Below are 21,490 nucleotides of genomic sequence, written 5' to 3' on the forward strand. Positions count from 1 at the left end.
ACTGTCGCATTGCGGCAGTAACTTTACTTGCCCTGTGATATCCGGTAGATTTATTGCAGGGCATGGATAAGAGTGCATTGAAATTCTGTGGAGAGGGAAAATTAAAATATTCTGCCATGGATCCGGAAATTTCAATGTATTTTTTACAGAATATGACAATACTGCATTGTAATGGAAGAAGAAAATGTAGTATAATATATTCTGATATTTACAATATTTAAGGAGGCTTTAAGAAATGCCATTTAATCAGAAACCACAGAAGTTCAACGCAAAGATCAACACTGTTACGGTTGGAACTGGCGATAAAGCGGTTACTATCGGAGGAAATTCTACATTTCCTTTCTATACCTTCGATGCTCCAACTGAGAACCGTCCGAAAATCGGTGTAGAAATCACTGACCTTGGACTGGATGACTTTGCACCAGGAATCAAAGCTTACTATGAAGGATGCACCACTATGGCTGATATTGCTAAGAAAGCAGCAGCTATGGAAGGTGGAGATTTTGTTGTACTCAATCTGGATGGCGGAGATCCAAACGGAGTTAACAAGTCTACAGAAGAGCTTATCGCAGTAGTAAAAGAGGTTGCAGAAGCAATCGACTGTCCATTAGTAGTTGAAGGCTGCAAGAACGTGGAGAAGGATGCGGAACTTCTTCCGAAGGTTGCAGAGGCTCTTCAGGGCAGAAACGTAATTGTTATGTCTGAGAAAGAGGAGAACTACAAGGCAATCGGTGCAGCAGCAGGACTTGCTTATAACCAGATCGTTGGTGCTGAGTCTGCTGATGATATCAACCTTGCAAAACAGCTGAACGTAGTTACAACACAGTTAGGTGTTGATGCGAAGAAGATCGTTATGAACGTAGGTACCGCTTCCGTTGGTTACGGATATGAGTACGTTGTATCTACTATGGACCGTATCAAAGGTGCAGCTTTATCCCAGAATGATAACATGCTGCAGATGCCGATTATTACACCAGTTTCTTCTGAGACATGGGGCGTAAAAGAATCAGTTGCTACTGAGGAAGATATGCCTGAATGGGGATCAGAGGATGAGCGTGGTATCAACATGGAAGTTATGACAGCAGCAGCAGACCTGGCAGCAGGTTCTGACGCAGTTATCTTAAGACATCCACAGTCTGTTAAGACCATCGCTAAGATGATTGACGCACTTGTGTAATAATTTTTAGGAGGAATAATTGATATGGCACTGAATGGTATTCAGATTTTTAAATTAACACCAAAGAAAAACTGTAAGGAATGTGGATGCCCGACATGTATGGCTTTCTCCATGAAAGTTGCACAGGGCGCTATGAAAATTGAGCAGTGTCCACATATGTCCGAGGATGCTTTAGCATCTCTTTCCGAGGCAACAGCTCCGCCAATGAAGACAATTAAGGTTGGCGCAGGCGCAGAGGAGCTTACCCTTGGTGGTGAGACCGTTCTTTTCAGACATGAGAAGACATTTGTAAACAAGTCCAGATATGCAGTTGAGCTTTGCACATGTATGGATGATGCTACAGTAGAAGCGAAACTTGCTGAAATCCCGAAGGTTGACTATGACCGTATCGGTGAGAGAATGTACACAGAGCTTGTATATGTAAACTGTGATGCTGATGCAGATGCAGACAAATATGTTGCTCTTGTTCAGAAAGCAGCAGGACTGGGACGTACACTTGTATTAGGATGTACAGATGTAGAAATTGCTAAAGCAGCTGTTGAAGTATGTAAAGACAGCAAACCGGTATTAAACGGAGCAAATGCTTCCAACTATGAGGCTATGAACGCAGTTGCAACAGCAGCTGGTGTTGTTCTCGGTGTATCCGGTAAAGATCTTAACGAATTATACGACACAGTAGCAGCACTTGAGAAGCTTGGAAACAAGAATCTGGTACTTGATGTAACAGGTGCAGATGTGAAAGAGACATTCGGAAATGCTGTTCAGGTTCGTCGTGCAGCTCTGAAAGATCAGGACAGAACCTTTGGATATCCTTCCATTGTTAACCTTGCAAAGATTGCTGGTGGAGATTATCACCTTCAGGCAGCACTTGCAGCTGTATTTACTATGAAATATGGTTCCATTATTGTTATGGAGCGTATGACATATGCAGAAGCTCTTCCATTATACGGACTGCGTCAGAACGTATTTACTGACCCGCAGAAGCCAATGCGTGTAGAGCCAGGCATCTACCCGATGAACGGCGCAGATGAGAACTCTCTTGTTGTAACAACAGTAGACTTCGCTCTTACATATTTCCTTGTAACAGGCGAGCTGGAGCGTTCCGGTGTTCCGCTTAACCTTGTTATCAACGATGCAGGCGGATTATCCGTACTGACATCCTGGGCTGCCGGTAAATTCTCCGGAAACAGCATTTCTGCATTCTTCAAAGAGAACGTAGAGCCTAAGGTTAAGAGCAGAAGACTTGTTATCCCAGGTAAAGTTGCCGTACTGAAGGGTGATCTGGAAGCTAAACTTCCTGGCTGGGAGATCATTGTTGGACCAAGAGAAGCTGTACAGCTTGTTAAGTTCTTAAAAGACCTTGACGCATAATGTGACTGTTTGATTTTTGAACAGCAGGCTTTATACAACTAAATCTTAAATAAAGGAGAACACTACAATGGCAAAATTTATTACTATTGGTGAGAGACTTTCCACAACAGCACCATCTGTAAACAAAGCATTTACAGAGAGAGATCCTGAGCCGATCTTAAAAAGAGCAAAACAGCAGCTTGATGCTGGTGCTGTATATCTTGATGTAAACATTGGACCAGCTGAGAACGATGGAGAAGACCTGATGAAATGGGCTGTTAAGCTCCTTCAGGAGAACTTCGACAATGTTCCGCTTGCACTTGATACTTCCAATAAGAAAGCTATCGAGGCTGGTATTTCTGTATACAACAGAAGTAAAGGAAAACCGATCGTTAACTCCGCAGACGCTGGCGGAAGAATCGAGAACATCGACCTTGCAGCAGCAAACGATGCTATCGTTATCGCACTTTGCTCAGCTGATGGTATCGCAGCAGACAATGACGAGCGTATGATGCACTGCCAGAACATGCTTGAAAGAGGTATGGGACTTGGCATGGATCCTTCTGATCTGTGGTTCGATCCGTTATTCCTGGTTGTTAAGGGAATGCAGGAGAAACAGATGGAAGTTCTGGAGGCTATCAAAATGTTCTCCGATATGGGACTGAATTCTACAGGCGGTCTGTCTAACAACAGTAACGGTATGCCGAAGAATATTCGTCCGATCATGGATTCCGCATTAGTTGCTATGGCTATGATGCAGGGTCTTACATCCGCAATTGTTAACCCTAACGACCTTCGTCTTATGGAAACAATCAAATCCTGCGATGTATTCAAGGGCAACACCCTGTATGCTGATTCCTATCTTGAACTGTAATTATCTATAGTTCATTTCTAATAGGGACGTAGATATAACGAGGGGCTGGGGCTTTGGCCTCAGTCCCTTTTTCTAACGGATAAGATGTAAAAAATGTCTGTTTTGGTTATTGTTCATGTGGTGAACAATAACCTGTTTTGGCAGATATGACCATATGAGAAAGGTGAGTGCCGGATGTTTAAGGTTACATTTTCTTTTGAAGATGGCAGTGTGGTAGAACATTTTGCCAATGCGGGGGACAATTTACTTGAATTAGCCAGAGAGGCCAATGTGGCCATCGATGCGCCGTGCTCCGGAAATGCTTCCTGCGGAAAGTGCCGGGTACAGTTAAAAAAAGGAGAACTGGACAGCAAGAAAACCTTGCATATCAGTGATGAGGAATATCAGGAAGGGTGGCGTCTTGCGTGCACGAGTAAAATCTGTGCAGACGTAACTGTGCTGGTACCTGATATTGCATCTGCCTATAAGAGCAGAATGAAGGTTGCAGATCTCAGCTCCAAAGAGGAAATTGCCATTTTTGAGAATTCCAAAAGAGACGTAGAAATGACCGGTATTGAGCTCAGAAACAGTCTGGATGTAATTGAACTTGATATGAATGAGCCAAGTCTTGATGACACCATGCCGGACAATGAGCGCCTTACAAGAGCATTAAAGAAATATATGAATCTGAAACAGGTAAGGATTCCTTATGCTGTATTAAGAAAATTGCCGGATGTACTCCGGGAAAATCATTTTAAGGTAAAATGTGTGGTTCGCACTGCACCCAATGATCTTTTTGTATACGATATTTTCGGAAAAGATGAAGAGGTGGTAGTGGGCGGACTTGCAGTGGATATTGGTACCACAACTGTTTCCGCAGTTCTGCTCAACATGGAGACTGGAGAGATTCTTGCCAAGGCTTCCTCTGGAAACGGACAGATCCGTTTTGGTGCAGATGTTATCAATCGTATCATCGAGCAGCAGAAGCCAGGTGGTAAGAAGAAACTACAGGATGCAGTAATTAAAGAGACAATCAATCCAATGATCGCACAGATGTGTAAAAGTGCAGGCATTCCTGCCAGTCATATTTACAGAATGTCTGTGGGAGCAAATACAACAATGAATCATCTGTTTGCCGGAATCAATGCGGATCCGGTCCGTATGGAACCGTATATTCCTGCATTCTTTAAGACCAATTCCCTTTTTGCTTCTGATGTGGGAATTGCTATTAATAAAGATGCGCATATTATCATTGCGCCGAATATTGGAAGCTATGTAGGCGGTGATATCACTGCCGGAACTTTAGTAAGTATGATCTGGAACAGACCAGAGTTTTCTTTATTTATCGACCTTGGAACTAACGGTGAGTTGGTATTTGGCAACTCTGATTTTATGATGAGCTGTGCATGTTCCGCTGGTCCGGCTTTCGAGGGTGGTGATATCAGCTGTGGTATGCGTGCAACTGATGGAGCTATTGAAGCTTGTACCATTGATAAGGAGACTATGGAACCAACTTATAAAGTAGTTGGAGAATCGGGAACCAAGCCGGTTGGACTTTGTGGTTCCGGAATCATTGATGTGATCAGCGAGCTTTTTATGTGCGGAATCATCAATCCTAAGGGCAAATTTGTCCGTGAGGGTGAGAGAATCCGTCACGATAAATACGGAATGGGAAGCTATGTGATCGCATTTGAAAAGGATGCAGGCTCTGTGAAGGATATTGAGATCACAGAGGTTGATATTGACAACTTTATCCGTGCCAAAGGTGCTATTTTCTCAGCAATCAGAACTATGATAAACAGTCTTGATTTTGACGTGAGCATGATCGATGACGTATACGTTGCCGGTGGTATCGGAAGTGGAATCAATATGAGAAATGCTGTAAATATCGGAATGTTCCCGGATATTCCTCTGGAAAAATTCCATTATATCGGCAACTCCTCCCTGACTGGTTCCTATCTGATGCTTCTTTCTACAGAGGCCGAGAAGAAGACCTATGAGCTTGCTGCCAATATGACATACATGGAGCTTTCCACAGTGCCAACTTATATGGACGAATTTGTAGGAGCGTGCTTTATTCCCCATACAGATACCGGAATGTTCCCTGATGTAATGAATGATTTACAGAACAGGAAGTAATTAATAAAATGCCATTTACAATTGATGACTTAAATTATGATAAAGACAGCAAAGAGAGAATGCCATGGGAGCACTATCTTGAGCTGTACGCAAAAGCTGATCCCAAGGAGATCACATCCAGACTTTCTATTCCATATGATGAAGAGGCTAAGGAATTTACTCTGACTTTCCTGGGCTCCGAATATAGGATCACATATCCGGATTTTCAGGTAAAACATGTGGCAGATGAGAAGAAATGTTATCCTCTGGAGGATATGATCTACGCAAAGATTCTTACCATTCGTTTTCTGTTAAATGGTTCCGCCTCTGTGGGGACTGGTAGGTTTAAAACTTACCGGGAAATGCCATGGGGAGAAGTATACCTGCGGCAGTTTGACGGACGCTGTATCAAAAGGCTTGCATTTACCTATGGAAACAGGCTGGACGATTTCCGGCTTGTAATGGATCATATGAAATGCAGTCCGGTGAAATTCGGAGATGTTGGATATGAATTATCTATTTATCCGGGCTATCAGATCCAGATGCTCCTTTGGGAAGGAGACGATGAATTTCCACCGTCTTCCCAGATTCTGTTTTCTGATAATTTTCCAGTGTCTTTTGCTGCGGAAGATATGGCGGTAATGGGAGATGTGATCATCGGTTCTTTGAAGGCTTTTCTGAAGGCTGCGAAAGAGCAGTAAGATTATAGTAGAACAGATTCTACATGAAAGTTAACTGAGATTTAAAATTTTTTAAATGTATAAGCTATATATTTTTAGATTAAAGCGGACTGGAGTGCGGCGGAGATATTTTTGTCAAATCTGCACCAGGATCCGTTTTGATAAATCCAAATTAAGCGGAGGCGTCTGGCTATTATACTAGCAGGGACGTAAAAAGGAGGTAAGTTACAATGGGATACAAGAGTGACATTGAAATCGCACAGGAATGCGAAATGCTGCCGATTACCCAGATTGCAGAGAAAGCTGGTATTGATGACAAATACCTGGAGCAGTATGGAAAGTATAAGGCAAAAATCGACTACAATCTCTTAAAAGAGAGCGACAAGAAAGACGGAAAACTGATCCTTGTAACAGCAATCAACCCGACCCCGGCTGGTGAGGGAAAAACAACTACAACAGTAGGACTTGCTGATGGAATGCAGAAACTTGGAAAGAGCGTTATGGTTGCACTTCGTGAGCCATCTCTTGGACCGGTATTCGGTGTTAAGGGTGGTGCCGCAGGCGGCGGATATGCACAGGTTGTTCCGATGGAAGATATCAACCTTCATTTCACAGGTGATTTCCATGCAATCGGAGCTGCAAACAATCTTCTTGCAGCAATGATCGATAACCATATTTTTCAGGGAAATGCACTGAACATTGACCCACGTAAGATTACATGGAGAAGATGTGTGGATATGAATGACCGTCAGCTTCGTAATGTGATCGACGGTCTTGGTGGAAGAACAAACGGTATGCCTCGTGAAGACGGTTACGATATTACAGTAGCATCTGAGATCATGGCAGTTCTCTGTCTTGCAAGTGATATTAAAGACCTGAAAGAGAGACTTTCCAGAATCATCATCGGTTATACATATGGCAAACCATCAGAGCAGAAGCCTGTAACAGCAGGTGACCTTCATGCAGAAGGTGCTATGACCGCACTTCTTAAGGATGCTCTGAAGCCAAACCTTGTTCAGACACTGGAGCATGTACCTGCAATTGTTCATGGTGGACCATTTGCAAATATTGCTCACGGATGTAACTCTGTAACAGCTACCAAGATGGCTTTGAAGCTTGCTGATTATGCGATCACAGAGGCTGGTTTTGGTGCAGACCTTGGTGCAGAGAAATTCCTTGATATCAAGTGCCGTATGGCAGATCTTCACCCAAGTGCTGTTGTAATCGTTGCTACTGTCCGCGCACTGAAATATAACGGTGGTGTTGCGAAGGCAGATCTGAATAATGAGAATCTTGAGGCTCTTGAGAAGGGGCTTCCGAACCTTCTGAAACATGTTGACAATATTAAGAATGTATACAAACTTCCATGTGTTGTTGCAATCAATGCATTCCCGACAGATACTAAGGCAGAGCTTGATCTTGTTGAAGCAAAATGTAAAGAACTTGGTGTTAATGTTGCTCTTTCTGAAGTATGGGCAAAGGGCGGCGAAGGCGGCCTGAAGCTTGCTGAGGAAGTAATCCGTCTCTGCGAGGAGCCAAATGATTTCTCATATTCTTATGAGCTTGAAGGATCTATTGAAGACAAATTGAATCAGATCGTTCAGAAAGTATATGGCGGCAAGAAAGTTGTTCTTACAGCAAATGCCCAGAAACAGGCAAAACAGCTGGAAACTCTTGGATTTGGCAACTGCCCGATCTGTGTTGCAAAGACACAGTACAGCTTAACAGATGACCAGACCAAGCTTGGCGCTCCAACTGACTTCGAAGTAACTGTTCGTAATCTGAAGATTTCAGCAGGCGCAGGATTTATCGTAGCTCTTACAGGTGAGATCATGACTATGCCAGGTCTTCCGAAAGTTCCGGCAGCTGAAAAAATCGATGTTGACGAGACTGGTAAAATTACAGGTCTGTTCTAATTAAAAGAAAGTGAAGATCAGGCGGGTGGAAGTGTTCGCCTGATCACATAAAAACACAGTTTATATATATTGTGATGTGAAGAACAAGAACGATTAAGGAGACAATGAAAATGGGATTTTCAACAAGTACATGTACAGAATTTGTAGAAGTTCTTGCTTCTAAAGCCCCGGTTCCAGGCGGCGGTGGAGCATCTGCACTGGTAGGTGCTGTGGGAACTGCACTTGGAAACATGGTAGGAAGCCTTACTGTTGGCAAGAAGAAATATGCTGATGTTGAGGAAGAAATGTGGGAGCTGAAAGGTAAATGCGACCAGCTTCAGAAAGATTTCCTTCGTCTGATCGAGCGTGACGCTGAAGTATTCGAGCCGCTTTCCAAAGCATATGGAATGCCGAAAGAAACAGAAGAAGAGAAAGCTGAAAAAGCAAGAGTTATGGCAATCGTATTAAAAGATGCCTGCTCTGTTCCTATGGAAATTATGGAGAAATGTTGTGAGGCACTTGACCTGATCAAGGAATTTGCTGCAAAAGGCTCCAAGCTTGCCATCAGTGACGCTGGTGTAGCTGCAACCTTCTGCAAAGCTGCATTAAAAGGTGCAAGTCTGAACGTTTATATTAACACAAAGTCCATGGCAGACAGAGAGTATGCGGAAGAATTAAATGCAAAGGCTGATGCAATGCTTGAAAAATACTGCAAGCTTGCAGACGAGACATTTGACAGCGTACTTGGAAGACTGAAATAAAGATAGAAAAGAACTGGCAGGAGCAAAATCCTGTAAGTCCTTTTGGCGGTCTCGAAATGCTGTATTACCATGAAACTGGTATGAGCATGACTGGATTTATCATAATATAAGGAGATTACTTAAAAATGGCAAAACAGTTATTAGGTAAAGAAGTAACTGCTGCATTAAACGAGCGTATCAAAGGCAATGTGGCAGCTCTTCAGGAAAAAGGCGTTAACCCCACACTTTGCATTATCCGTGTAGGAGAGAATCCAAGTGATATTTCCTATGAGAAAGGTGCAACAAAGCGTTGTGAGACATTAGGCGTTGCATGTGAGAAAATTCTTCTTCCGGAGGATGTTGCTCAGGACGAGCTTCTTGCAGTCATTGATAAGGTAAACAAAGACGATCATATCCATGGTGTACTTCTGTTCCGTCCGCTTCCGAAACATCTGGATCAGGCTGTCATCGAGAATGCACTTGCTCCTGAGAAAGATGTTGACTGTATGACAGACCTTTCCATGTCTGGTGTTTTTACAGGCAAGAAGATCGGTTTCCCGCCATGTACACCACAGGCATGTATGGAAATCCTTGATCATTACGGAATCGACTGCACAGGCAAGAAGGCAGTAGTAATCGGAAGAAGCCTTGTTGTAGGTAAACCGGCAGCTATGATGCTTGTTAAGAAAAACGCAACTGTAACCATCTGCCATACCAGAACCGTAGATATGCCATCTGTAGCACGTGAGGCAGATATCATTATCGTAGCAGCTGGCCGTGCAGGCGTTGTTGGTGCTAATTATGTGAAAGAAGGCCAGGTTGTAATTGATGTAGGAATTAATGTAAATGCAGAAGGAAAACTTTGCGGAGATGTTGATTATGCAGCAGTAGAGCCGATCGTAGATGCTATTACACCAGTTCCTGGCGGAGTTGGAAGCGTTACAACATCTGTCCTGGTTGGACATGTTGTAGAGGCTGCTATGCGCAAAGTGAACGCTTAATATTTAATTGGTTTAGAGTTAATAGAACGATGTACCTGAAGTACATCATGTGTACAAGCGGAAGAAAAACTCTTCAGGGTAAAAACTGGAGAGTTTTTTTGTTGCAGAAAACTTTATTGAAATCCTTATTGCGGCAAAAGTTTGTTTTGCTATTACAAAAAATTTGCTTTTCTCCGTAAGATATTGTACTATAGAGGGTACAGATATATGGAGGTAACTCATTATGGGAAAAGTGATGGCAGTGAACATCAGTGTTAAAAGAGGAACTCAGAAGGTCAATGTGCACACTGTAAAACTGATTGAAAATTATGGACTGGAGAATGACGCCCACGCAGGAAACTGGCACCGTCAGGTCAGCCTTCTGTCTTATGAAAAAATAGAAGAATTTAAGGCGAAAGGCGCACCAGTAAAGGATGGTGCTTTCGGGGAAAATCTGATCGTACAGGGATTTGACTTTAAGACCCTTCCAGTAGGAACCCGTCTGAAATGCAACGATGTGATTCTGGAAATCACGCAGATTGGAAAGCAGTGTCACAACGGCTGCGAGATTTTCAAAATCATGGGAGACTGCATTATGCCCCGCGAAGGTGTTTTTGCCAGAGTAATCAAAGGCGGTGTGATCTCTGAGGGAGATGAAATGGTTTATGCTTGACAGATACGGAAGAAATATTGACTATCTGCGGATATCTTTGACAGACAGGTGCAATCTCCGCTGTATCTACTGTATGCCGGAAGATGGAATCCGTCAGATTCCAAGGACAGAACTTCTGAATACAGATGAAATCGTGAGAATCTGTAAGGCAGCCAGTGAACTTGGGATTTCCAGGATCAAACTGACAGGAGGAGAGCCTCTTGTCCGCAGAATCTGCACCCCATTAGTAAAAGAACTGAAAGCCATTCCAGGGATCTGTCAGGTTACACTGACCACCAACGGAATCCTTTTGGGAGAACAGCTTCCGGGACTGATGGAGGCCGGTCTGGATGCCGTAAACATCAGTCTGGATACTTTAGAAGAAACCACATTTCGCAAAATCACCCGCAGGGACGATTTTCACCAGGTTTTAAAGGGACTTAGGGCAGCACTTTCTTACCCTTCCCTGAAAGTGAAACTGAACTGTGTCCCCACTTTTCAGTCGGACGAGGAACTTTTACAGGTGGCAGCTCTTGCAAGGGAGAATCCTCTTCATGTGCGTTTCATTGAAATGATGCCAATCGGTCTGGGCAAGGAGTTTACAGCCAGGGGAGAGGAACAGATAAAGGCTGTTCTGGAGAAGGAATACGGGTTAATGACACCGACGGAAGAGAAACTTGGAAATGGCCCCTGTCATTATTATACCTTGGAGGAGTTTACAGGCAGGATCGGATTTATCAGTGCTCTGTCCCACAAATTCTGTGACAGCTGCAACCGGGTAAGGCTTACTTCTACCGGATTTCTGAAAGGCTGCCTGCAATTTGAGGACGGAGCAGATCTGAAGGTTTTGCTTCGAAGTGGTTGTTCTGATGGGATACTTAAAGAAACGATAGAAAAAGTTATTTATGAAAAGCCTGTAGGCCACAATTTTCAGGAACATAAGAAGGGAAACGAAGAATCCCACATCATGGCTCAAATCGGTGGATGATTTTGAAAAACAAAAGAAAACACGACTTAGAAAAGTCGGATTTGCATGTTGTATTACTTGTACAACTTATGCAATCCGGCTTTTTGTATATTTCAATATAATTCCAGATGCGAAATTGTGCAAAAATATTGTTAATTAATAAACTTATTCATATTTACTTGCCAAAATGAACAAAAAAATATATAATTTCATTACAAAAATAGTCATGTCTGTTAAAAAATACGCAAAGCCGGAAGCTTTGGAGGACGGGGACAAAAGACCTGGAGGCATCTGGCAAGTAAGGAGGTTAACAAAATGGTAGATCAGTCATATTACAAGAAAGCAGATGAGATTATTGAGCATTATGAGCGGTGTGCTGCCTCATTAATCCCCATCATGCAGGATATCCAGGCGGAATATCGGTACCTGCCTGCAGAACTTCTGACCTACGTAGCCGGACAGATCGGCGTTACTGAAGCGAAGGCATTCAGTGTTGCAACCTTTTATGAGAACTTTTCTTTTGAACCGAAAGGAAAATACATTATCAAGGTATGCGATGGCACAGCCTGTCATGTAAGAAAGTCAATCCCGGTTAAAGAAGCATTCATGAAAGAACTGGGATTAAGCAATAAGAAGCATACCACAGATGACATGATGTTCACTGTGGAGACCGTATCCTGTCTTGGTGCCTGCGGGCTTGCTCCCACCTGTATGGTGAATGAAGAAGTGCATGCCAAGATGACACCGGAGAAGGTAGTAGAGCTTATTAACAGATTGAGAGGTGAGAACGGATGAGGATTAACAGTAAAGAAGAGCTGCAAAGCAAAAAAGCTGAGATCGAACAGAATATCCAGAGCTTCACATGCCGTGTTCTTGTCTGTTCCGGTACCGGATGTATGGCTTCCGGTGCGCAGAAAATCTATGATGAGATGGTAAGACTCTGTGAAGGTATTGATGGTGTAGAGATTGAAATGCAGAAAGATATCCCTCACGTAGGCGTTATCAAGACTGGCTGCCAGGGTCTTTGCGAGCTGGGACCTCTTGTAAGGATTGAACCATACGGATATCAGTATGTACATGTTCAGGAGGAGGACTGCCTGGAGATCGTGGAGCGAACTGTACGCCTTGGACATCCTGTAGATCGTCTGTTTTACCGCCATGGAGATGAAATCTGTCCGAAGCCTGAGGATATCCCGTTCCTTAACCGTCAGACTAGGATCGTTCTTGAAAACTGTGGTAAGATTGACGCGGAATCCATTGACGAATATATTGCAGCAGGCGGTTTTTCTGCTCTTGCCAAGGCAGTTACAGAGATGACTCCCCAGGATGTAATTGATGAAGTTACCAGATCTGGTCTTCGCGGACGCGGAGGTGCCGGCTTCCCGGCAGGCAAGAAGTGGTCTCAGGTAGCCAGACAGGCTGAGAAAACTCGATATGTAGTATGTAACGGTGATGAGGGTGACCCGGGAGCATTTATGGATGGTTCCGTTATGGAAGGCGATCCGTATAAGATGATCGAGGGCATGATCATTGCCGCTTACGCAGTTGGCGCTGAGAACGGATATATATATGTTCGTGCAGAGTATCCTCTTTCCGTAGCCAGACTTCGTCTTGCTATTTCCCAGGCTGAGAAATATGGTCTCCTTGGAGATCATATCCTTGGCAGCGGTGTGAATTTCCATCTGCATATTAATCGTGGTGCAGGAGCTTTCGTATGTGGTGAAGGTTCTGCCCTTACCTCTTCCATTGAGGGAAACAGAGGTATGCCTCGTGTAAAACCACCTCGTACTGTTGAGAAAGGTCTGTGGGGCAAGCCGACTGTATTAAATAACGTTGAGACTTACGCAAATGTTCCGAAGATTATCATACAGGGTGCTGACTGGTTCCACACCATCGGAACAGAGGGAAGCCCGGGAACCAAGACCTTCTCACTGACCGGAGCAATTGAGAATACAGGTCTTATTGAAGTTCCAATGGGAACAACACTTCGTGAGATTATTTATGATATTGGCGGCGGTCTGAAGAGCGGTGCTGCATTTAAAGGCGTTCAGATTGGCGGACCATCTGGCGGATGTCTTGTAGAAGACCAGCTGGATGCTCCTCTTGATTTTGATTCTGTAAAGAAGCTTGATGCTATTATGGGATCAGGCGGTCTAGTTGTCATGGATGAGAATACCTGTATGGTAGAGGTTGCCCGTTTCTTCATGAGCTTTACCCAGCGGGAGAGCTGTGGAAAATGCGTTCCATGCCGTGAGGGTACCAAGCGCATGCTGGAGATCCTGGAGAAGATTGTAGCAGGCAATGGGGAGATGTCTGATCTTGACGAGCTGGAAGAGCTTGCCAAAATGGTTCAGAGCATGGCTCTTTGCGGACTTGGAAAGAGTGCACCTCTTCCTGTCCTCAGTACCATGAAGCGTTTTCGCGAGGAATACGAAGAGCATATCCGGGACAAGAAGTGCCGGGCAAAGGTCTGCACAGCACTCCGTCAGTTCCACATTAATCCGGAATTCTGTATCGGCTGCGGAAAATGTGCCAAGAACTGTCCTGCCGGGGCAATTTCCGGCAAGATTAAATCACCTTATCATATTAATAATGATGTATGCATCAAGTGCGGCAGCTGTAAGGATAACTGTAACTTTGATGCAATATATGTGGAAATGTAGGGAGGACAGATTATGGGTACAATGACGATTGACGGCAGAAAAGTCGAATTTACAGATGAAAAAAATGTCCTGACCGTAATCCGCAAGGCAGGCATTAATATTCCTACACTTTGTTATCACTCAGAGGTTTCCACTTTTGGAGCCTGTCGTCTGTGCACAGTAGAGGATGACAGAGGAAGAACCTTCGCTTCCTGTTCTGAGGAGCCAAGGGATGGAATGGTAATTTATACAAACTCAGGTAAGATCAAAAAATACAGGAAACTGATTGTGGAACTGCTTCTCGCAGCACATTGCCGTGACTGTACAACCTGTGTAAAGAGTGGAGAATGCGTGCTTCAGGAGCTGGCTCACCGTCTTGGAGTACATAACATCCGTTTTCAGAATACAAGAGAGCAGTATGAGATTGATGACAGTTCACCATCTCTGATCCGTGACCCGAACAAATGTATCCTCTGTGGTGACTGTGTCCGTGCCTGCGAGGAGCTTCAGGGAATCGGAGCATTGAACTTTGCATACCGTGGAACAGAGGCTATTGTAATTCCTGCGTTTAATAAGAAAATAGCAGAAACCCAGTGTGTAAACTGCGGACAGTGCCGTGTATATTGTCCGACAGGTGCCATTTCCATTAAGACGCATATGGATGAAGTCTGGGAAGCTCTTGCAGATCCGGATGTACGTGTAGTAGCACAGATTGCGCCGGCAGTTCGTGTTGCGGTAGGTGATCATTACAGTCTTCCGAAGGGACGGAGCGTAATGGGCAAAATTGTCAATGCACTCCACAGAATGGGATTTGACGAGATTTATGATACTACTTTCAGCGCCGATCTTACTATTATGGAGGAGTCAGCAGAATTTCTAAAAAGAGTTGAGAAGGGGGAGAAACTTCCACTTCTTACCTCCTGTTGCCCTGCATGGGTGAAATTTATTACAGACCAGTATAAGGATTATATCCCGAATTTGTCTACCTGTAGATCCCCACAGGGAATGATGTCTGCAGTTATTAAAGAATACTTCCGTGATCCGGAGAATGCCAAGGGTAAAAAGACCGTTATGGTATCTATTATGCCATGTACAGCCAAGAAGGCTGAGGCAATCCGTCCGAACAGTTTTACTGATGAGAAACAGGATACGGATATTGTAATTACAACCACAGAGCTGCTGCGCATGATCGATAACTTTGGCCTTGATTTTGCACAGTTAGAGCCTGAAGCATGTGATATGCCATTTGGATTTGGCTCCGGCGGAGGCGTTATTTTTGGTGTTACCGGCGGTGTTACAGAGGCGGTTCTACGCCGCTTAAGCCCGGATCATTCCAAGGAGACCATGCGGGAGATTTCTGAGTGTGGTGTCCGTGGAGATGAAGGAATCAAAGAATTCACAGTTCCATACAAGGGAATGGATATCAATGTATGTGTGGCCAGTGGTCTTGCAAATGCAAGAACCGTTATGGAACGTGTAAAGAACGGCGAAGCAAACTATCATCTCATTGAAGTAATGGCATGCCGCCGTGGCTGTATTATGGGCGGTGGCCAGCCGGTACGGGCCGGTGACAGAACCAAAGCTGCAAGAGCGAAAGGTTTGTATAATGCCGACAATACAATGCTGATCAAGAAATCCGACGAGAACCCTATGGTTCTGGAACTGTATCAGGGACTGCTTAAAGGCAAAGAACACAAACTGCTCCATAATGATTTCTATTGATGCTGAAATATAGTAGCTGGACAGGCAATAATATGGTGCGCAAGAGCGCGCTTGAAAAGGCTCTTGAAAGCGGCTGCGTCAGCCACCGTAACCACCGCTACGCCTTCTTCCTCCGCCTTGCATATGAAGAGATCATCCTGCGTCAATATAGCAGAAACTTAATTTTCGATGTACAAGTATAATAAAAAGCCCGACTGCATATTATTTAGAGGAAGAGTATAAGCATTACGCTGTAAACAAATCTTGCAGACCTTTAAATAATCAGGCAGGAGGGCTTTTTTGTATGGAAAATTTTCAGGTTTACCGTGATATACAGGCCAGAACCGGAGGCGATATATACATAGGCGTTGTAGGCCCTGTCCGTACAGGAAAATCAACATTTATCCGCAGATTTATGGAACTGGTGGCTTTGCCCGGAATGGATGAAAAAATGCAGAAAGAGGTCAGGGACCAGCTTCCATTAAGTGGTTCCGGAAAAATGATCACAACTGTGGAACCCAAATTTATCCCAAAAGAAGCTGTATCAGTTGATCTTGGCGAAGACAGGAAGGCGAAAGTGCGGCTTATCGATTGTGTTGGTTTTCTTGTAAAGGATGCTGGAGGAAACGTTGAGGATGGTAAAGAGAGGATGGTAAAAACACCCTGGTTTTCCAGGGCAATCCCCTTTCATGAAGCTGCAAAAGCAGGAACAGAAAAGGTTATCCAGGAACATTCTACGATCGGTCTTGTGATCACCACCGATGGAAGCTTTGGAGAAATAGCAAGGGAAAATTTTGTTCCGGCCGAGGAACAGACTGTGGCTGAATTGAAAACACAGGGAAAGCCATTTCTCATTGTAGTAAACTCTCAGTTTCCCTATAAAGAAGAAACCACTCAGATGGTTAACGGGCTTCAGAAGAAGTACCAGGTACCAGTTGTTGCGGTTAACTGTGAGCAGTTGAAAAAAGAAGATGTCGCATTGCTCCTGGAAAAAATCCTATATGAATTTCCCATTACCCAGCTGCAGTTTTTTATTCCCAAATGGGTGGAAATGCTGCCTGCAGACAGCGAATTGAAAAGCCAGATCCTTTCCCAGATTAAAGTGTGCATGAAGAAGCTTTTACACATTCGTGATGTTACCAGGGAATCGGTAAAACTGGAAGGTCCTTATGTACAGGATACTCTTCTGGATCACGTAGGTCTTTCTGATGGAACCATTCAGATACGGCTTCAGATAGATGATAAATATTACTATAAGATGCTTAGCGATATGAGTGGAATTCCCATGGAAAGTGAGTATGAGCTGATCCATACGATGAAGGAGCTTGCTGCAATGAAGGAAAAGTATGTAAAGGTTAAAGATGCCCTGGATGCAGTAAATAGCAGCGGCTACGGTGTAGTTGTACCAGAGCTTTCCCAGATTCAGCTGGAAGAGCCGGCTGTAATCCGCCAGGGAAATAAATATGGTGTGAAAATTAAATCAAAGAGTCCGTCTATTCATATGATCAAAGCAAATATTGAAACTGAAATTGCTCCGATCGTAGGTACGGAGCAGCAGGCAAAAGACTTGATTACTTATATTGGAGAAAGTGATGCAAGAGGAGAGAGCATCTGGGAGACGAATATTTTCGGGAAATCCATTGAACAGCTGGTACAGGATGGCATCCGCAGCAAGCTGACCATGATCAGCGAGGAAAGCCAAGTGAAGCTTCAGGATACCATGCAGAAAATCGTAAATGACAGTAAAGGCGGTCTTGTGTGTATTATCATATAGGGATTTTTATGAAAAAAGGCAGTATTGTTATAAGCACTGCCTTTTTTTCATATATGAAAATACTTTATGGGTACTTACCAATATACGGAAAACTGTGGTGCTTCCCTTTCCTTATCAAAGATTATTTATATCCATGTTCTTTTTTCCAACGCGCCAGATATTCCACCTGCTCCTCGTCTGAAAGAAATTGTGAATAAGGATCATTTCCCGCCGCAACACAACTGAAAAGTACAAGCAGCTGCAACGCAAAAAATAAAACAATAAGTAAAATTACAGGCACCATAAAAACCTCCTTGTAAAGTTTATATAAAAGTCTTTACAGAAAAGTTAATTTTATACATTTTACGCAACAAACGTGGAAATTTGTATATGATTTTGGTATAATATGAGAAACTGCTTTTACAATCGAAGAAAAAAAGCTGTTATAATAAACAGTATCTGGAAGGGGAAGAATATGAAAAAGAGAAGTCACATTTTGACTTTGCTGCTTACGGCTATGCTTGCCGCAGAACCGGCTCAGATGATATTGGCAGAGACTGCAGGACCAGTGACGGCAGCCGGTGATATTACTTCTGGTGATCAGACACAGGGAGATACTGCTCCCCCAAATCAGGCGCAGGGAAATACAGATGATTCTGTAGTTGCCCCACCGAAGGTTGAGCCTGGCTGGATTAAAGTAGAGAAAGGCTACCAGTGGAGATTAGAAGATGGCACTTTTCTTAAGAAATCCGGATGGGTAACTCTTAATGGAAAGAAATACTTTCTGATTAAAGGTGTTCGCTACTCGGGCTGGCAGATGTACAAGAATAAGAGACGCTACTATCTGTCCAATGGTGACCGGGCGAAGAACAGATGGGTGAAAAACCAGGGAAAGTATTATTACATCCGTAAGAACGGTACCAGCGCTCCAAGTGGCAAATGGCTTACTGTGAAAGGCAGGGATTACTACATTGGCAAGAAGGGCTACCGCCTCACTGGCTTACAGACCATCAAGGGTAAGAAATATTATTTCAATTCTAAAGGTGTCCTGATCAAGAATAAAACAAGCTATAAGATAAAAGGCAAGGAATACGAGATTAATTCAGAGGGTGTTGCAATTCAGGTTTCCGCACTGAAAGCAGAATGCCTGAGAAAGGCGAAGAAATTTATAGAGAAGCATACTACCGCTAATATGTCCAATGCCCAGAAGTTCAGAACCTGCTTTAACTATCTTATGGGCTATACAGACTTTAAGCCTTGGATTTATCCTACTGATGCTGAATTTAAGACTCAGCTCTGGCCTTACCAGTCTGCGGTTTATATGTTTGACAATAATCTTTCAGGAAGCTGTTACGGAGTTGCAAGTGCAGTGGCAGCATGTGCCAAGGTTTTGGGCTATGAACCATACGTGATCGCTACTACCGGAGATCATGGATTTGTGATGATCGACGGACTTTATTACGACAATATGGGCCCGCTGTTTGGTGCATCCACTCATTTTGCCTATTCGGTAAGATCAAGAGTGAAATTTTAAAGCAGCATGCTGCTTTGAAAATATATAACAGCTCAGATGGCAGAAAAAGTTTTTGGTGTTGATTTTGAGCTGTTATAAGCGAATATTTTTATTAAAGGAGAATTATGAAATGAAAAAATGGAAAAAACTGCTTTTACCGGCGATGTGTGCATTTATGCTGCAGACACCGGTGATCGCTAATGCAGACAGTAATGGTAACACCGCTTCTGTAACAGAAGATTCAGCTGTAACGACTACACCTGGAACTGAGACTCCGACGGTAACACCTGCATTGCTAAATGGAATTATCAAGAAGGGTTCCAAGACATATTATTACAAAGACGGCGTAATGCAGAAAAACTGCTGGAGCCCGGATAAGAGACAGTATTTTGGCAAAAACGGAGCAGCCTATGCTGCACCGAAGGAATCTGGATATAAGAAAAATGTAGTAGTTAAGAAAATTGGCAAGAAGTATTACGGATTTGACAGAAACGGATACAAAGTGAAAAAGGGAGTGTATGCAGATATTAAAGGCACTCCTTATTACTTTGACAAGTATGGTGTCAGGGTAGCCAAGAAGAGCAGCCAGCTGAAAAAAGCCAGCAAATATATGGCAGATGGTGCGAAACTTCGCAAACTTCTTGGCAAACCCTCCAAGACCAAATCCTACTCTACCTGCATGACTGGCATAAGCAAAGATCTGAAATTAACCTACGCTAATATTTATGTATCACTTGGTAAGAAAATCGGCGGCGGAGAAATGGTATACGGCATTCAGTCCCGGTAACATTTTGGGTCGTTGAAAATAAAAGAAATATAAGATTGGAGAAAAAAGTATGAGAAAGTTCACCAAAACAATGGCTGCAGTCCTGTCACTTAGCATGACACTTACAATGGGCACTCCGGTATTTGCAGAGGAGACAGTTGCAGACACCAGCAATCGTGTGACAACTGTAGTGGAAAATCTGGCGGTTACGCCAACACCTGAACCGGAAAACAATCCTCCGAAAACCGGGTTCTACAAAAACGGCGGCAAAACCTACTATTACAAAAATGGTAAACTTGTAAAAGGCAAATATGGATATAAGATCAAGAACAAATATTACCATATTAACAAAAAAGGCGTAGTAACCACATCCTCCACAGCAGAGAAGCTGGCAGCCATCCGTCTTAAAAAATGCGGCGGAAACCTTAAGAAGGCATTTACCTGGAGTTCCACCAAGATTAAATATTTTGGTGGCGTTAAGAAACCTAGAAAAGGCAAGAACATAGTTGAATACTACGCAGCATACGGCTTTAAATACGGTAGAGGAGACTGCTACGTAATGGCAGCAACCTTCTGCATGATGGCGAAAGTAAAAGGCTTTACAAACGTGAAGTTTGTAAAGGGTTCTGTACCGCAGCGTAATGGCAAGAATGGTGAGCACGCATGGTGTGAGATCAAATCCGGTAAGACCACATACGTATATGATCCGAATTTTGCACATGATTACCGCAATAATCCAAAGGCAGGCAGTGGATATAAATTTAAATATGGTGATAAAGGAACCTATCAGTACAATAAAGAAAGAACAAAAATTAGCTTCTAATCTTTATAACTAAAAAGAATGACACAAGGAGATTTATCATGAAGAAAAAAGTATTAATGGCATTATTGACAGGCACATTAGCTGTTGCAGCCCCGGTAAGCTGTTTTGCAGCAGACGCATCAAAGACAGAAGCAGCAGATTCATCAGATGAGAATGCGGCTTCCGCTGAAGCTGAGGAAGAAGATACAGATGAGGCAGACAAAGAAGAAGCAGACGCTGCAAAAGAAGAGTCAGCTGCCAAGAAGAAAGAAGAATTAAAGAAAATTGGTGAGAAAACTGATGACTGCATTGCTTTTAAACTGAAAAATGGCACAGACAAAAGGATTACAGGACTTGCCATCAAGGCTTCTGATGAGACAGAATTTCCTGAGAATATGATGGAAGCTGATGATGCATTTGAGTTAAAAGAAAAGAAGAAAGTATACTTCGCCAAAGAAACAGATGAGACAACAGAAGAGAACACAGACGAAGTTTCTGAGGACGCAGCACCTACATATGATCTGCACCTTACATTTGAGGATGGAACAACTGCAGACGTTCATAGCGTAGAAATTGAGGATCTTGGCACTCTTACAATTCGCGAAAAAGAGGGAATTGTTTATGGTACTTATAAATTAAAGAGCACCAAGGAGAAGAAGAGTACTTACGACACTGAGAAAGCAATTGCAGATCAGGCAGCTGCAGATGCCGCAGCTGCACAGGCGGCAGCAGACCAGGCAGCAGCTGCACAGCAGACAGAGAGTTATGATTACTCCTACGATAACAATGATTATTCCTATGATTATGGCGGTGGGGATGATTATAGTGGCGGAGATGATTACAGCGGCGGTGATGACGGCGGAGACGGCTGCCTGGATAATGGTCTTTTAAATTAAAAAGA

General features: G+C 43.4%; 19 protein-coding genes. 18 read left to right on the top strand and 1 reads right to left on the bottom strand.

All coding sequences use genetic code 11. From position 1 onward, the window contains the following. The first annotated feature begins 235 nt into the window (after window positions 1-235). From acsD to spoIVA, 14 genes are all read left to right on the top strand, one after another. Complete coding sequence (gene acsD / locus ABHC48_RS12955) at window positions 236-1,177, top strand: acetyl-CoA decarbonylase/synthase complex subunit delta (protein WP_195477530.1); 942 nt, start codon at window positions 236-238, stop codon at window positions 1,175-1,177. Between the two features lie 24 nt (window positions 1,178-1,201). After that, complete coding sequence (gene acsC, locus ABHC48_RS12960; RefSeq protein ID WP_195477532.1) at window positions 1,202-2,548, top strand: acetyl-CoA decarbonylase/synthase complex subunit gamma; 1,347 nt, start codon at window positions 1,202-1,204, stop codon at window positions 2,546-2,548. A gap of 67 nt (window positions 2,549-2,615) precedes the next feature. Beyond that, on the top strand, window positions 2,616-3,401 hold the full coding sequence (acsE, locus tag ABHC48_RS12965) for a carbon monoxide dehydrogenase/acetyl-CoA synthase methytransferase subunit (RefSeq protein WP_021926205.1): 786 nt from the start codon (window positions 2,616-2,618) through the stop codon (window positions 3,399-3,401). 174 nt (window positions 3,402-3,575) lie between these two features. Further along, a complete protein-coding gene (acsV, locus tag ABHC48_RS12970; RefSeq protein WP_195699328.1) occupies window positions 3,576-5,519 on the top strand; it encodes a corrinoid activation/regeneration protein AcsV in 1,944 nt (647 codons plus the stop codon). 8 nt (window positions 5,520-5,527) lie between these two features. Continuing rightward, on the top strand, window positions 5,528-6,199 hold the full coding sequence (locus tag ABHC48_RS12975; RefSeq protein ID WP_195699329.1) for a DUF3786 domain-containing protein: 672 nt from the start codon (window positions 5,528-5,530) through the stop codon (window positions 6,197-6,199). Window positions 6,200-6,408: 209 nt separating this feature from the next. Then, window positions 6,409-8,094, top strand: coding sequence for a formate--tetrahydrofolate ligase (locus ABHC48_RS12980; RefSeq protein ID WP_195699330.1), 1,686 nt, complete (start codon window positions 6,409-6,411; stop codon window positions 8,092-8,094). Window positions 8,095-8,204: 110 nt separating this feature from the next. Beyond that, window positions 8,205-8,834: a cyclodeaminase/cyclohydrolase family protein gene (locus ABHC48_RS12985; RefSeq protein ID WP_118578433.1), complete on the top strand. Its 630-nt coding sequence runs from the start codon at window positions 8,205-8,207 to the stop codon at window positions 8,832-8,834. 125 nt (window positions 8,835-8,959) lie between these two features. Then, window positions 8,960-9,814, top strand: coding sequence for a tetrahydrofolate dehydrogenase/cyclohydrolase catalytic domain-containing protein (locus ABHC48_RS12990; protein WP_195699331.1), 855 nt, complete (start codon window positions 8,960-8,962; stop codon window positions 9,812-9,814). A gap of 223 nt (window positions 9,815-10,037) precedes the next feature. Continuing rightward, window positions 10,038-10,466, top strand: a complete 429-nt coding sequence (locus ABHC48_RS12995; RefSeq protein WP_118578431.1) for an MOSC domain-containing protein — start codon at window positions 10,038-10,040, stop codon at window positions 10,464-10,466. Then, entirely contained in the window at window positions 10,459-11,433 is a 975-nt protein-coding gene (gene moaA, locus ABHC48_RS13000) for a GTP 3',8-cyclase MoaA (protein ID WP_195699332.1), read from the top strand. The genes ABHC48_RS12995 and moaA overlap by 8 nt, the downstream gene beginning before the upstream one ends. 294 nt (window positions 11,434-11,727) lie before the next feature. After that, complete coding sequence (locus ABHC48_RS13005; RefSeq protein WP_148462597.1) at window positions 11,728-12,207, top strand: NAD(P)H-dependent oxidoreductase subunit E; 480 nt, start codon at window positions 11,728-11,730, stop codon at window positions 12,205-12,207. Then, window positions 12,204-14,075, top strand: a complete 1,872-nt coding sequence (locus tag ABHC48_RS13010; RefSeq protein WP_118578429.1) for an NADH-quinone oxidoreductase subunit NuoF — start codon at window positions 12,204-12,206, stop codon at window positions 14,073-14,075. The genes ABHC48_RS13005 and ABHC48_RS13010 overlap by 4 nt, the downstream gene beginning before the upstream one ends. Before the next feature lie 12 nt (window positions 14,076-14,087). Beyond that, window positions 14,088-15,776 (top strand): [FeFe] hydrogenase, group A, encoded by a 1,689-nt coding sequence (locus tag ABHC48_RS13015; RefSeq protein WP_118578428.1) that lies wholly within the window; start codon window positions 14,088-14,090, stop codon window positions 15,774-15,776. A 283-nt stretch (window positions 15,777-16,059) separates the two neighbouring features. Continuing rightward, on the top strand, window positions 16,060-17,529 hold the full coding sequence (gene spoIVA / locus ABHC48_RS13020; RefSeq protein ID WP_173718664.1) for a stage IV sporulation protein A: 1,470 nt from the start codon (window positions 16,060-16,062) through the stop codon (window positions 17,527-17,529). Window positions 17,530-17,650: 121 nt separating this feature from the next. Here the strand turns inward: spoIVA and ABHC48_RS13025 are convergent, their stop codons facing one another. Next, complete coding sequence (locus ABHC48_RS13025; RefSeq protein WP_195699333.1) at window positions 17,651-17,812, bottom strand: hypothetical protein; 162 nt, start codon at window positions 17,810-17,812, stop codon at window positions 17,651-17,653. Window positions 17,813-17,983: 171 nt separating this feature from the next. Between ABHC48_RS13025 and ABHC48_RS13030 the strand changes: the two genes are divergently transcribed. From ABHC48_RS13030 to ABHC48_RS13045, 4 genes are all read left to right on the top strand, one after another. Continuing rightward, complete coding sequence (locus ABHC48_RS13030) at window positions 17,984-19,042, top strand: hypothetical protein (RefSeq protein WP_347505666.1); 1,059 nt, start codon at window positions 17,984-17,986, stop codon at window positions 19,040-19,042. Window positions 19,043-19,151: 109 nt separating this feature from the next. Then, a complete protein-coding gene (locus ABHC48_RS13035) occupies window positions 19,152-19,808 on the top strand; it encodes a hypothetical protein (protein WP_237963486.1) in 657 nt (218 codons plus the stop codon). A 49-nt stretch (window positions 19,809-19,857) separates the two neighbouring features. After that, window positions 19,858-20,610, top strand: coding sequence for a transglutaminase domain-containing protein (locus ABHC48_RS13040; RefSeq protein ID WP_237963490.1), 753 nt, complete (start codon window positions 19,858-19,860; stop codon window positions 20,608-20,610). Window positions 20,611-20,648: 38 nt separating this feature from the next. After that, window positions 20,649-21,485 (top strand): hypothetical protein, encoded by an 837-nt coding sequence (locus tag ABHC48_RS13045; protein WP_195699379.1) that lies wholly within the window; start codon window positions 20,649-20,651, stop codon window positions 21,483-21,485. The last annotated feature ends 5 nt before the right edge of the window (window positions 21,486-21,490 follow it).

The sequence above is a fragment of the Ruminococcus sp. 1001136sp1 genome (genome assembly GCF_039841815.1).
GTDB classification, from domain to species: domain Bacteria; phylum Bacillota; class Clostridia; order Lachnospirales; family Lachnospiraceae; genus Blautia_A; species Blautia_A faecis.